This is a genomic window from Methylobacterium organophilum (assembly GCF_022533465.1).
Classification (GTDB): Bacteria; Pseudomonadota; Alphaproteobacteria; order Rhizobiales; family Beijerinckiaceae; genus Methylobacterium; species Methylobacterium organophilum.
Map to the genome: position 1 here is coordinate 3,272,217 of NZ_CP092848.1, position 12,458 is coordinate 3,284,674.

At 71.0% G+C, this 12,458-nt stretch carries 12 protein-coding genes; 2 read left to right on the plus strand and 10 right to left on the minus strand.

The genetic code is table 11. The annotated features are described in order from the left end of the window. Nucleotides 1-23: 23 nt before the first annotated feature. The 6 genes from MMB17_RS15265 to MMB17_RS15290 form a co-directional block, all read right to left on the minus strand. Nucleotides 24-1,709: a methyl-accepting chemotaxis protein gene (locus MMB17_RS15265; protein ID WP_241099372.1), complete on the minus strand. Its 1,686-nt coding sequence runs from the start codon at nt 1,707-1,709 to the stop codon at nt 24-26. 113 nt (nt 1,710-1,822) lie between these two features. Beyond that, on the minus strand, nt 1,823-2,827 hold the full coding sequence (locus tag MMB17_RS15270; protein ID WP_238313020.1) for a magnesium transporter CorA family protein: 1,005 nt from the start codon (nt 2,825-2,827) through the stop codon (nt 1,823-1,825). 21 nt (nt 2,828-2,848) lie between these two features. After that, on the minus strand, nt 2,849-3,715 hold the full coding sequence (locus MMB17_RS15275) for an SDR family oxidoreductase (RefSeq protein ID WP_241099373.1): 867 nt from the start codon (nt 3,713-3,715) through the stop codon (nt 2,849-2,851). Continuing rightward, entirely contained in the window at nt 3,712-4,560 is an 849-nt protein-coding gene (locus MMB17_RS15280; RefSeq protein ID WP_241099374.1) for an SDR family NAD(P)-dependent oxidoreductase, read from the minus strand. The genes MMB17_RS15275 and MMB17_RS15280 overlap by 4 nt, the downstream gene beginning before the upstream one ends. Further along, complete coding sequence (locus MMB17_RS15285; RefSeq protein WP_241099376.1) at nt 4,557-5,327, minus strand: enoyl-CoA hydratase-related protein; 771 nt, start codon at nt 5,325-5,327, stop codon at nt 4,557-4,559. Before MMB17_RS15285 ends, MMB17_RS15280 begins: the two co-directional genes overlap by 4 nt. An 82-nt stretch (nt 5,328-5,409) precedes the next feature. Further along, nucleotides 5,410-7,173: an acyl-CoA dehydrogenase family protein gene (locus MMB17_RS15290; protein ID WP_241099377.1), complete on the minus strand. Its 1,764-nt coding sequence runs from the start codon at nt 7,171-7,173 to the stop codon at nt 5,410-5,412. A 156-nt stretch (nt 7,174-7,329) separates the two neighbouring features. Here MMB17_RS15290 and MMB17_RS15295 point away from each other — a divergent pair, with 156 nt between their 5' ends. Then, nucleotides 7,330-8,328, plus strand: coding sequence for an L-threonylcarbamoyladenylate synthase (locus tag MMB17_RS15295; protein WP_241099378.1), 999 nt, complete (start codon nt 7,330-7,332; stop codon nt 8,326-8,328). Nucleotides 8,329-8,469: 141 nt separating this feature from the next. Here MMB17_RS15295 and wrbA read toward each other — a convergent pair whose 3' ends face one another. Beyond that, nucleotides 8,470-9,069, minus strand: a complete 600-nt coding sequence (gene wrbA, locus MMB17_RS15300) for an NAD(P)H:quinone oxidoreductase (RefSeq protein WP_241099380.1) — start codon at nt 9,067-9,069, stop codon at nt 8,470-8,472. Nucleotides 9,070-9,176: 107 nt separating this feature from the next. Here wrbA and MMB17_RS15305 point away from each other — a divergent pair, with 107 nt between their 5' ends. After that, nucleotides 9,177-10,058 carry a LysR family transcriptional regulator gene (locus MMB17_RS15305; RefSeq protein ID WP_238313005.1) on the plus strand — a complete coding sequence of 294 codons (882 nt, stop codon included), beginning with the start codon at nt 9,177-9,179 and terminating at the stop codon, nt 10,056-10,058. On the opposite strand, the gene greA is transcribed toward MMB17_RS15305, so the two are convergent. From greA to MMB17_RS15320, 3 genes are all read right to left on the minus strand, one after another. Beyond that, nucleotides 10,048-10,512, minus strand: a complete 465-nt coding sequence (gene greA / locus MMB17_RS15310) for a transcription elongation factor GreA (protein ID WP_238313004.1) — start codon at nt 10,510-10,512, stop codon at nt 10,048-10,050. The genes MMB17_RS15305 and greA overlap by 11 nt on opposite strands. A gap of 56 nt (nt 10,513-10,568) precedes the next feature. Continuing rightward, complete coding sequence (gene acuI, locus MMB17_RS15315; RefSeq protein ID WP_241099381.1) at nt 10,569-11,555, minus strand: acrylyl-CoA reductase (NADPH); 987 nt, start codon at nt 11,553-11,555, stop codon at nt 10,569-10,571. 104 nt (nt 11,556-11,659) lie between these two features. After that, nucleotides 11,660-12,253, minus strand: a complete 594-nt coding sequence (locus MMB17_RS15320) for a hypothetical protein (RefSeq protein WP_238313000.1) — start codon at nt 12,251-12,253, stop codon at nt 11,660-11,662. Nucleotides 12,254-12,458: the final 205 nt, after the last annotated feature.

Genomic DNA, 12,458 nt, shown 5'->3' on the forward strand with positions numbered 1-12,458 from the left:
AGCGGGAGGGGTTTCTTCCGCGCTCAGGCGGCGCGCACGGTGTCCAGGAAGTGGGCGACCTCGGATGAGAGGCGCTCGGACTGGCGCGAGAGCTCGGAGGCGGCGCCCAGCACCTGGTTGGCCGCCGCGCCCGTCTCCTCCGCCGCGTTCGCCACCCCGCTGATGTTGGTCGTCACCTCGGCCGTGCCGGTCGAGGCCTGGGCCACGTTGCGCACGATCTCCTGCGTGGCCGCGCCCTGCTGCTCCACCGCCGCGGCGATCGAGGTCGCGACCCCGCTGATCTCGCGGATCCGGTCGGCGATGCCGCCGATCGCCGCCACCGCCTGGTCGGTCGAGCCCTGGATCCGGCCGATCTGGGCCGAGATCTCGTCGGTGGCCCGGGCGGTCTGGCTGGCGAGCTCCTTGACCTCGGCGGCCACCACCGCGAAGCCGCGGCCGGCCTCCCCGGCCCGGGCCGCCTCGATCGTGGCGTTCAGCGCCAGCAGGTTGGTCTGGCCGGCGATGGTCGAGATCAGGCCGACCACGTCGCCGATCCGGGCGGCGGCGTCCGAGAGCTCGCGCACCAGGGCCGCCGTCTGGTCGGCCTGGCCGACCGCGGCCTGGGCCAGAGCCGCCGAGCCGTCGACCTGACGGCCGATCTCCTGCACCGAGGAGCCGAGCTCTTCGGCCGCCGCGGCCACCGTGTTGACGTTGGCCGCCGCCTCCTCCGCCGCCGCCGCGACGCTGGAGGACTGGCCCGCGGTCTGGGTCGCGGTCGCCGTCATCGCCTGGGCGGTCGCCTGAAGCTGCGTCGCCGCCGACGAGACCTGCCCGACGATGCCCCCCACCGCCGCCTCGAACCCCGCCGCCATGGCCTGCATCCCGGCCTTGCGCTGCGCCTCCGCACCCGCCCGCGCCAGTGCCGTCTCCTCTTCAAGGGCGCGCGTCCGCAGGAGATTCTCCTTGAACACCTGCACCGCCGCGGCCATGGCGCCGATCTCGTCGCGCCGGGTCTGGCCGGGCACCGCGACCGTGGCGTCGCCCCCGGCAAGCCGCCCCATGGCGGCGGTCATGCGCTCGATCGGCCGGGAAATGCCGAACCAGGCGAACAGCATGGCGCCGAGCGCCGCCAGCATGGCGATGGCCATGCCGAGATAGGCGGCGAACTTCGCGGTGATCGCCTCGTTGACGGTGGCGTCGATGGTCGCCGTCGCGCCCCGGCTGTTGATGTCCACGTCCTTCTGCAGGATCTGGATCGCGCCGTTGTTGAGACGGGCCATTTCGGCGCTCTTCAGGAGCTCGAAGGCCGCCGCCTTGTCGCCGGCCTGCATGAGTGCCACCACCCGCGCCTGGCCCTTGTCGTACAGCGCCCAGGCCTCCGAGAAGTCCTTGTACAGCGCCCGCTCCTCCGGCGAGTTGATCAGCGGCTCGTAGGCCGCGCGCAGGGCGGCGAGCTTGCCGAGGCTGGTCTCCAGCCCCTTGCGATTCTCGGCGAGGATCCGGTCGTCGTCCGAGGCCGTCACCAGGCGGTAGAGCTTGACCCGGGTGTCGCGCACGGCGGTGTTCATCGCCCCCAGCACGCTGACCGAGGGCAGCCAGTTGTCCTTGACCGCCGAGGCATTGGCCTCGATCTCGGACAGCTTGACGATGCTGACGACGCCTTGGCCGGAGGCAGCCAGGGCGAGCACGCCGATGGAAGCGACGAGGACGGCCTTGAGAGAGAGGCGCATAGGGAGCGATCCGCAGCCGCGCGTTATGGCGGCTCCGGTACAACCCTTCCGGGTCTCGCTTAATTTTTGGTCACCGCGCCTGTCGTATTAGCTTTATATTTCCGACGGTCGACTCACAGCCACCGCTTCCAGCGGAAGAAGACGTAAGGCAGCACCGCGGCCACCACCATCATGCCGACCGCGAGCGGGTAGCCGTAACTCCATTCGAGTTCCGGCATGGCCTTGAAGTTCATGCCGTAGATCGAGGCGATCAGGGTCGGCGGCATGAAGACCACCGCCATGACCGAGAACAGCTTGATGATGTTGTTCTGCTCGAGATTGACCAGGCCCAGCGTCGCGTCGAGCAGGAACTGGATCTTCGCCGAGAGAAAAGTGGCGTGCTCCTCCAGGGACTGGAGGTCGCGCAGCGTCGAGCGGATGTCCTCGCGCAGCTCCCGCGGCGCCTTGTTGGTGCGGTAGGTCGCCGAGAGGGAGAGCAGGATGCGCTCCATCGAGACCAGGCTCTCGCGCTGCTTCGAGATCAGGTCGCCGTGGCGGCCCAGGGCCCGCAGGGTCTCCTGCAGGGCGGTGTTGCGGGTGGTCGGATCGCCCTTCTCCTCGAAGATCTTGCGCGACAGCCGGTCGATGCGCTCGCCCTGGAGCTGCAGCACGTCCGCCGCCCGGTCGATCACCGATTCGATCAGCCCGGCGAGGATGGTCTCGCCGGTGGCGGCGATGGCCGGGCCGTTGCCCGTCGCCCGCCCGGCCCGCTGGGTATACATCCGGAAGGCCTGCGGATCCTCGTAGCGCACGGTGACGAGGCGGTTCTCGCGCAGGATGAAGGTGATGCCGGCGAGCCCCGGCTCGTCCGAATCGATCACCTTGGAGAGCACCCGACCCGTCATGTAGCGGGCGCCCGCCTCGACATAGAGCAGCTCGGAGGGCTCGATGTCCTTCATCTCCTCCCGCGTCGGCACCGTGATGCCGAGGAAGGATTCGACCTTGAGATCCTCCTCCCGCGTCGGCCGGACCATGTCGATCCAGATCGAATCCTCGGGGATGGCCTCCTGCAATTCGAGCGGACGGCGCTCAAGGATCATCTGGCTGGCGCCGGCGACGGGCTGGTGGATGAAGATCAAAGGCAGTCTCGGGTGGAGAGGCTACGCGAGAGCGTCGCGCGGCGGTATGCTCGCATCCGGCACGAAGAAGTCCGGCGCAAGAGCGACGCCGGGTGTGACGCGGTATTTTGAAAAGTCCGTGACGCCTTCCCCGGCCAGGAAGCTGTCGTCAATGAGAAACTGGCCGGTGAACGTGCGAGCGGGCTTCACGAAGACGGCATGGGCCGCATCGGCGATGATCTCCGGCGTCCGGCTCGCCTGCATCAGCGCGTCGCCACCGAGCAGGTTCTTCACCGCCGCGGTGGCGATGGTGGTGCGTGGCCACAGGGCGTTGACGGCGATGCCGGCGGGCCGCAGCTCGCCCGCGAGGCCGAGGACGCAGAGCGACATGCCGAACTTCGCCATGGTGTAGGCGAGATGCGGCGCGAACCATTTCTCCGCCATGTCGAGGGGCGGGGAGAGCATCAGGATGTGCGGGTTCTCCGCCTTCTGGAGATAGGGGATCGCGTATTTCGAGACCATGTAGGTGCCGCGGGCATTGATCCCGTGCATCAGGTCGAAGCGCTTCATGTCGGTCTGCGGCGTCGGCGTCAGCGAGATCGCGCTCGCATTGTTCACGACGATGTCGAGGCCGCCGAAGGTCTCGGCCGTCCGGGCGAGGGCCGCCTTCACCGCCTCCTCGTCGCGCACGTCGACGACCATCGGCAGGGCCTTGCCCCCCGCCGCCTCGATCGCCGCCGCGGCGGTGTGGATCGTGCCCTCCAGCTTGGGATGCGGCTCGGCGGTCTTGGCGGCGATGGCGACGTTGGCGCCGTCGCGGGCCGCCCGCAGGCCGATCGCGAGGCCGATGCCCCGGGAGGCGCCGGTGATGAACAGCGTTTTGCCGGCAAGATCTTTGGCCATGGTCATGTCCCCTGGATCCGGAACCGCTCCGGCTGCGTGCCGTCCGCGTCGGTGAAGCCGTAGGTGCGGGCGAGGTCCGCGACGTGCAGCGTCTGCCCGGCATGGCGCAGGGCCTCCGGGTCGGCGGCGAGCGCCGCCGCGGCCCGGCCGGCATAGAGCGGGCTCTCGGTGGCGAACGCCTCCTGCCCGGTCTCGCGCACCCGCTCGGTGGCGACGAAGCCCGGCGACAGGCTCAGGGCGCAGACCCCGTGAGGTGCGAGCTCCGCCGCGCAGGCGAAGGCGAGCCGGTTCGTCGTGGCCTTGGCGAGGTCGTAGTAGATGTCGCCGAGATAGCTCTCCTGCGTCCCGAAGGAGACGAAGGCGAGGAGCCCGCGCCGGGCCGAGACCATGGCCGGCGCCACCGCGCGGGCGAGCAGCAGGGCTGGATAGGGACCACCGCCGAGGAAGCCGGCGAAGGGCTCGGCCGAGCGGCGCCAGAACGGGGCGCCCCAGCTGGCCCCGTCGGGATAGCGCTCGCCGTCATAGCCCTCGTTGCCGCCCCAGACGCTCGCCACGGCGACGTCGATGCGGCCGAAGCGGCGCAGGACCCAGCGGACCAGCTCGTCGACGGCCCGCTCGCTGACATGGTCGCAGAGATAGTGATGCCCCTCGCCCCCGGCCGCGTCGACCGCCCGGGCAGTGTCCTCGATGGTCTCGGGGCGCGATTCCGTGCGCGGCCCGGTCTCGCTGGAGCGGGCGGTGACGATCACCGTGGCCCCCGCCTCGCCGAGCCCCCGGGCGATGCCGCGGCCGACGCCGCGGGAGGCGCCGGCAACGAGGCAGACCTTTCCCCGCAGGTCGGGCGGGCTCACGCGGCGGAACCCGGCTTGGCCGAGCGGGCGAGGAAGCTGCGGAAGGCCGCCTGCGCCTCGGGCGCGCGCAGCCGCGCCTCGAAGGCCTGCGCCTCCGCTTCCAGAGCGGCCTCGACCTGGGCCTGATCCCCGCGGATCAGCGCCCGCGAGGCGGCGAGCGCGCCGCGGGGCAGGGCGGCGAGGCGGGCGGCCTGGGCGAGGGCATGCTCGACCAGCATGTCGGAGGGGATCACGGCATTGGCGAGGCCGAGGGCCACCGCCGCATCGGCATCGTAGGGCTCGGAGAGCAGCAGCAGCTCCGTGGCCTTGAGCCGGCCGACCCGGCGCGGCAGCAGGTAGCTGGAGGCGGCCTCCGGCACGAGGCCGAGCTCGACGAAGGGCATGCGGAAACGCGCGGAGGACCCGACGAAGACGAGATCGCAATGCAGGGTCAGGGTGGCGCCGATCCCGACCGCGATGCCATCCACCGCCGCCACCATCGGCGTGCGGGTGCGGGCGAGCTGGCGGATGAACTGCAGCGGCGGCGCGTCGAGGAAGCTGTCGCGGGCACCCGCCAGGAAATCGGCGAGATCGTTGCCCGCACTGAACACCCCCGGCATCCCGGCGAAGACCACGGCGCCGACGGCCTCGGAGGCATCCGCCTCTTCGAGCGCGGCCCGCATGGCGTCGTACATGGCACCGGTAATGGCGTTCTTCTTCTCGGGCCGGTTGAACCCGATCAGGCGGACCCCGCCGGGGGCGTCCTGGATGGTGATCGCGTCTGTCATGGTTCAGGCCCTCGAACGATCCGCCTCACCCGAGATCCGCCGGTCACCGGATCTCGCCCTCTCCGATGCCGCCGAGCCGGGTTCAGACCGCCAGCACCGTCGCGGCCTCGTCCGCGAAGCCGCCGCCTTCCAGGATGGCCTGCTCCAGGCCAGAGGCGGCCGGCAGCAGATTCTCGGCGAAGAAGCGGGCAAGCGCGATCCGGGCGGCATGGGCCGGCTCGGTCTCGCCCGCCTTCAGCGCCGCGGCCGAGGCGAGGCCGGCGGTCGCGAGGCAGCCGGCGCCCTGCACCAGGCCGAACAGACGCAGATACGGCGTGGCGCCGGGGAGCGCCTCCTCGGGACGGTTCGAGGCCAGCGCCCCGAGCAGGTAGCTCGTGGCCCGGTCAAGGCTGCCGATGGCGTCGCGCAGGCGCGGAGCGGCGTGGCCGAAGGCGGGCGAGCCTTCCTTCAGGAGCGCCTCCGCGATCCGGCGCAAACCGGCGATCTGCCGGCGCACCGTGTCGCCGCCGCTCAGCGGCAGCTTGCGGGTGACGAGATCGATCGCCTGGATGCCGTTGGTGCCCTCGTAGATCGCCAGGATGCGGGCATCGCGCATCAGCTGGGCCGCGCCGGTCTCCTCGACGAAGCCCATGCCGCCATGGACCTGCACGCCGAGGGAGGTGACCTCGTTGGCGATGTCGGTGGAGAAGGCCTTGGCCACGGGGGTGAGCAGGGAAGCCCGCTCGAAGGCGGCCTTGCCCTCCGGCCCCTCCGCGGCATCGAGCGCCTCGGCGGTGAGGTAGCAGATGCCCCGGGCCGCCGCCGTATAGGCCTTCATGGTCAGGAGCGTGCGCTGCACGTCCGCATGGGCCACGATGGCGCTCACCGGCTCCGAGGCGCCCGGCGCGCGGCCCTGGCGGCGCTCGCGGGCATAGTCGAGGGCCTTCTGGGTGGCGGCCTCGGCCACGCCGACGCCCTGCAGCCCGACATTGAGGCGCGCCGAGTTCATCATCGTGAACATGCAGGCGAGCCCGCGATTCTCCTCGCCGATCAGCCAGCCGATGGCACCGCCCTGGTCGCCGAAGGCCATGGAACAGGTCGGCGAGCCATGGATGCCGAGCTTGTGCTCGATCCCCGAGCAGCGCAGGTCGTTGCGGCTGCCATCGGGCAGGATCTTCGGCACGGCGAAGAGCGAGATGCCCCGTGTGCCCGCGGGCGCATCCTTCAGCCGGGCGAGGACAAGGTGGACGATGTTGTCGGCGAGGTCGTGCTCGCCATAGGTGATGAAAATCTTGTTGCCCGTGATGCGGTAGCTGCCGTCGCCGTTCGGCTCGGCCCGCGTGCGCATGCCGGAGAGGTCGGAGCCGGCATTGGGCTCCGTCAGGTTCATGGTCGCCGTCCATTCGCCGGTGACGAGGTTTTCGAGGTAACGGTCCTTCAGCGCCTCCGAACCGTGGGCCGAGAGCGCCTCGATCCCGCCCGCGGTGAGCAGCGGGCAGAGGCCGAAGGCGAGGTTTGCCCCGTTCCACATCTCCGTGCAGGCCGCGGCGAGGAGATGGGGCAGGCCCTGGCCGCCCTGCTCGACCGGGGCGCCGAGGCCGTTCCAGCCGCCCTCCACGAAGGCGTGATAGGCCTCGCTCCAGCCCGGCGGGGTCGTGACCGCACCGTCCTTCAGGGGCGTGCCGTGGCGGTCGCCGACCCGATTGAGGGGCGCGATCCGCTCGCCCGCGAGCTTACCCGCCTCCTCGAGGATCGCGATCACGTCCTCCGGGGTCATCTCCTGGCCGGACTGCGCGAGGATCGCGTCGAGCCCCGCGACGTTGCGCAGGGTGTGGACCATCTCCGCCACGGGCGCGCGATAGGTCATCCGATCCTCCCCAGGATATGAAGCGGGTGCCGCGGACTTCTGCGCGACCCCGACGTTTGACGGCGCGTCGCACGGACGGCTACGGCCTGCCGCTTCATACGATCGAAGTCGGCGCCTCGCTACGCCCGCTCCGATGTCAGGGAAGATAGTTCACATATGAACGAACCCGGGTCAATCGCGTCCGCAGGCGAAGCGACCCTGCGGCTCACCGCCGATGCGGACGGCATCGAGACGGCCGCCGGCCTGCTCCGTTCCGGCCGCCTGGTCGCGCTGCCGACGGAGACGGTCTACGGGCTCGGCGCCGACGCGACGGATCCGCAGGCTGTCGCCGCCATCTATGCCGCCAAGGAGCGGCCTCGCTTCAACCCGCTGATCGCCCATCTGCCCGACGCGGCGGCGGCGCGCCGTGAAGGCGCCTTCGACGCGCATGCGACGCGGCTCGCTGCGGCGTTCTGGCCCGGGCCGCTGACGCTGGTGGTGCCGGCCCTCGCCTCGGGGATGGTCTGCGACCTTGCCCGGGCCGGGCTTCCGAGCGTGGCCCTGCGGGTGCCGGGCCACGACCTCGCCCGGGCACTGATCGCGAAGGCCGGGCGGCCGATCGCGGCCCCCTCGGCCAACCGCTCCGGCCGGGTGAGTCCGACCACGCCCGCGCATGTGCTCGGCGATCTCGACGGCCGCATCGCCGCCGTGCTCGACGGGGGCGCCTGCGCCATCGGCGTCGAATCGACGGTCGTCGCCTGCCTTGGCGGCCCGCCCCGCCTGCTGCGCCCGGGGGGCGTCACCCGCGCGGCGCTCGCCCGGGTGCTCGGCTGCGATGTGGAGAGCGGCGGGGACGGCGAACGCCCGATCGGGCCGGGCCTCCTGGCTTCGCATTACGCCCCGGAGGCGCACGTGCGGCTCGATGCGGAGGAGATCCGGCCGGGCGAGGCGGCGCTCCTGTTCGGCCGGGCCGACCTGCCCGGCCTCGATCAGGCCAGGGCCGTCGTGAATCTCAGCGCCTCCGGCGATCTCGCCGAGGCCGCAGCACAACTCTTCGAGAGCCTGCGGCGGCTCGATGCGAGCGGAGCCGGCACCATCGCCGTGGCGCCGATCCCGGCGGAGGGGCTCGGCGAGGCGATCAACGACCGGCTCGCCCGAGCCGCTGCGCCTCGCTGAACTTTTTTGCATCGACCGTGGAACCGGTCAGGGGCCTGGGGGTTGTCCGATCACGAAGGCCAGTTCAGCCCCCAATGGCCTTTCTCCTTCCAAGGCTCGCAGCAATGCGAGCCTTTTTTCTTGTCCGCGCGGATGCCCCGCTCAGCCGGCCAGCTTGGCGGCGATGCCGGCAACGTGGCGGCCCTGGAACTTCGCCCCGTCGAGCTCGACCTGCGAGGGCTGCCGCGAGCCGTCGGCATCGGAGATGGTGGTGGCGCCGTAGGGGGTGCCGCCCTTCACCTGCTCCAGGCCGGTCTGGCCGGGGAAGGAATAGGGCAGGCCGACGATCACCATGCCATGATGCAGGAGCACGGTGTGGAAGCTCGTCAGCGTCGTCTCCTGGCCGCCATGCTGGGAGGCGGTCGAGGTGAAGACCGAGCCGACCTTGCCCACGAGGGCGCCCTTGGCCCAGAGGCCGCCGGTCTGGTCGAGGAACTGCTTCATCTGGGAGGCCATGTTGCCGAAGCGGGTCGGCGTGCCGAAGATGATCGCGTCGTACTCGGCAAGCTCGTTCGGGTCGGCGATCGGGGCCCCCTGGTCGAGCTTGTAGTGGAACTGCTTGGCGACCTCGTCCGGCACCAGCTCGGGCACCCGCTTCACCACCACCTCGGCGCCGGTCTCGCGGGCGCCCTCGGCGGCGGCGTAGGCGAGCTGCTCCACATGGCCCCAGGACGAGTAGTACAGCACCAGAATCTTCGCCATCGTGGCCTCTCCTTGAAGACGATTGTGGCGGCAACATCGCCTCTCTCGGGCCTTGCGAAAATGCCCCGCTCTGCAAGAACGACCTTGCCGTTTTGCAAAGGTCCGACATGCCGCTGCCCTGGGACGATTTCCGCCTCGTGAAGGCGGTGGCCGATCGCGGCGGCCTCACCCAGGCGGCCGCCCATCTCGGCATCAACCATTCCACGGCCTTCCGGCGCCTTGCGGCGATCGAAGAGGCCCTCGATGCACGCCTGTTCGAGCGCCACCGCTCCGGCTACGTGCCGACGCCGGCCGGCGCGGCGATGATCGCGGCGGCCGCGCGGATGGAGGCCGACGTCGTCGGCTTCGGCCGCGAGCTGGCCGGCAAGACGCAGACGCTGGCGGGCGAACTGCGCGTCACCGCGGCGGCGACCCTCGCCACCGATCTGCTGATCCCGGTTCTCGCCCGCTTCCGCAGCCTCTACCCGGCGGTGCAGGTGGATCTCGTCGTGGCGGAGGAGGCCCTGAACCTGTCCCGGCGGGACGCGGATGTGGCGATCCGGGCCACCAACGAGCCGACGCCGACCCTGTTCGGGCGGCGGCTCGCCGGCATCGCCTGGGCGCTCTACGGCCGGGAGGCCGACGGACCTGCGGTCGAGGGGCGGGACTGGGTCTGCCCGGGGGAGGGGGTCGGCGGGGGCGCCTTCGGGCGCTTCGTGACGGGGCGGGCCCCGCCGGAGCGGATCGCGCTGCGCACCAACACCGTGCTGGGCCTGCGCGAGGCGGTGGCGGCCGGCCTCGGCATCGGGCCGCTGCCCTGCATGAGCGGCGACGGGCATCCGGGCCTGCGCCGGCTCTCGGAGCCCCTGCCGGAGCTCGCCTCGAGCCTCTGGATCCTCACGCACCCCGATCTGCGCCACGCCGCGCGGGTGCGGGCCTTCATGGAAGTCTTCGCGGAGGCGATGGTGCCCCTGCGCAGCCGCCTGGAGGGGCGGCAGCCTACCGCTTGATCGCCGTGATCTCGACCTCCTGGCCGTTCACCTCGACCACGTCGCCGACGCTCTTGCCGGTGATCGCCCGGGCCAGCGGCGCCACGTAGGAGATCGAGCCCTTGGCGGGATCGGCCTCGTCCTCGCCGACGATGCGGAAGGTCTGCTCGGTCTCGTCCTCGCGGATCACCGTGACGGTCGCGCCGAAATGCACGGTATCGCCCTCGACATCCTCGACCAGCTGGGCGGAATTCTTGCGGGCGGACCAGTAGCGCAGATCGCGGGAGACGCGGGCATTCTCCGCCTTGTCCTCGGGGTCGAGGGCCGAGGCCTCCTTTTCCAGGCGGGCAACTTCCGCCTCGATCTGGGCGAGCCCCTCCCGGGTCACGAAATTGGTGTGCGGCGAGAGGGGGCGGTCGGGCAGATCCTCGAACGCCTCGCCACCCTCTTTCTCACGGACGAATGCAATGCTCATACGATGAGCAACACGGATGCTAGGAGAACGGTTCCGCTTGGGCGCGCCGGTGCCGATCAAGCGATCGCGACCACCGTGCGCCCGCGCACCTTGCCGCCCAGGATCGTCTCGCCGAGCCGGCCGACCTCCTCCAGCCCCACCGTCGTGGTCATGCGGGCGAGGGCGTCGAGGTCGAGATCCCGGGCGAGCCGTGCCCAGGCCGCCCGCCGCGGCCCCTGCGGCGTGGTCACGCTGTTGATGCCGAAGAGGGAGACGCCCCGCAGGATGAAGGGGGCGACGGAAGAGGGCAGGTCCATGCCGGCGGCGTTGCCGCAGGCCGCGATGGCCCCCCCGGCCTTAGTCATGGCGAGCAAGTTGGCGAGCGGCTTCGAGCCGACCGTGTCGATGCCCGCCGCCCAGCGCTCCTTGGCGAGCGGCTTCGGATCGGCGGCAAGCTCCGCCCGGTCGAGGATCTCGGCGGCGCCGAGGCCCTTCAGGTATTCCGCCTCGTCCCCACGTCCGGTCACCGCCAAGACATGCCAGCCGGCCCTGGCCAGCAGGGAGACGCCGACCGAGCCGACGCCGCCGGCCGCGCCGCTGACCACGGCGGGGCCGGCCTCGGGGGAAAGACCGTGCGCTTCGAGGGCGATCACGCAGAGCATCGCCGTATAGCCCGCCGTGCCGATCGCCATGGCCTGGGCCGGGCTCAGGCCCTCCGGCAGGGGCACGAGCCAGTCGCCCTTGACCCGGGCGCGCTCGGCATAGGCGCCGAGATGCGTCTCGCCGACGCCCCAGCCGGTGAGCACCACCGCATCGCCCGACTTGTAATCGGGATGCTCGGAACGCTCGACCACGCCGGCGAAGTCGATGCCGGGGATCATCGGGAAGCGGCGCACCACCGGCATCCGGCCGGTCATCGCCAGGCCGTCCTTGTAGTTCAGGCCGGAATGGGTGACGCGGACGGTGACGTCGCCGTCCATCAAGTCGGCCTCGTCGAAATCCTTGAAGGCCAGGCTCTGGCCGCCCTCGCCCTTCTCGACCACCCAGGCCTTGAACGTCGCCATCGTATCCTCCCGTTTTCTGCGGGGTGAGCTACGGCGGCGGCCCCTCGAATCAAGACGGCCCCGGAGACGGCTGCCTCCGGGGCCGTGAACAAGTCCGGTCGCTGTCAGTAGCCGTCGTAGACGCTGCCCGTGGAGAAGCCGAGGCCGACGGCGACATCCGCGGAGGAGGCGCCGGCGATGCCGATCGCGTCGGGGATCGAGCCGATGCCGGCGCCGATCGCGCCGATCGGGCCCGGGCCGCCATAGGCGGGGCCGGCGGGCACCCACGCGGAACGGGCGGGCTGCACCAGCACCCGGCGCTGATAGCTCGCATAGACCGGAGGCACCGTCTCCGGGATCACTTGAGCCTCACGCACGAGGACCCGGCGGGTGCGCACAGCGTATTGCGGCGGAATGGTCACCCAGCAGCCGACGAGCTGGCCATAGGCGTCGTAACGCGTCTCCCAACGGCGGCCCCCCGGGGCCACGAGCACCCGCTCCGACACCGTGTCGTAGACCGGCGGCACGGTGCGGTAGACCGTGCGCGGCGGCGCCACGAGGCGCTGCTCGGAAACGGTGTCGAACACCGGCGGGGTGGTGACGCGGCGATAGCACTCGCTGCTGAAGCAGCCGCCGCCCGCCAGGGCGGGGCTCGCCAGGAACGCGGTCGCGAGAAGGGTGGCGGACAGGAAGGCGGTTCGGGCGACCGGCGCGGTCATGACGGGAGTCCTCGGAAAGATACGCTGCACGGACAGGGACGCGGGCTGCCCGGCAGCGCGCCTTCCTTCGACGTGCAGGAGGCCGTCAAGTTGCCGATGGTTCAAGCTGTATTCGGGAAGACGGTAAAATTAACCAATGACTAAGACTACGCAGAATTGCATAGTGATCGCCGAATCTGTGGTTGTCGAATAACTTCCGTGAAAG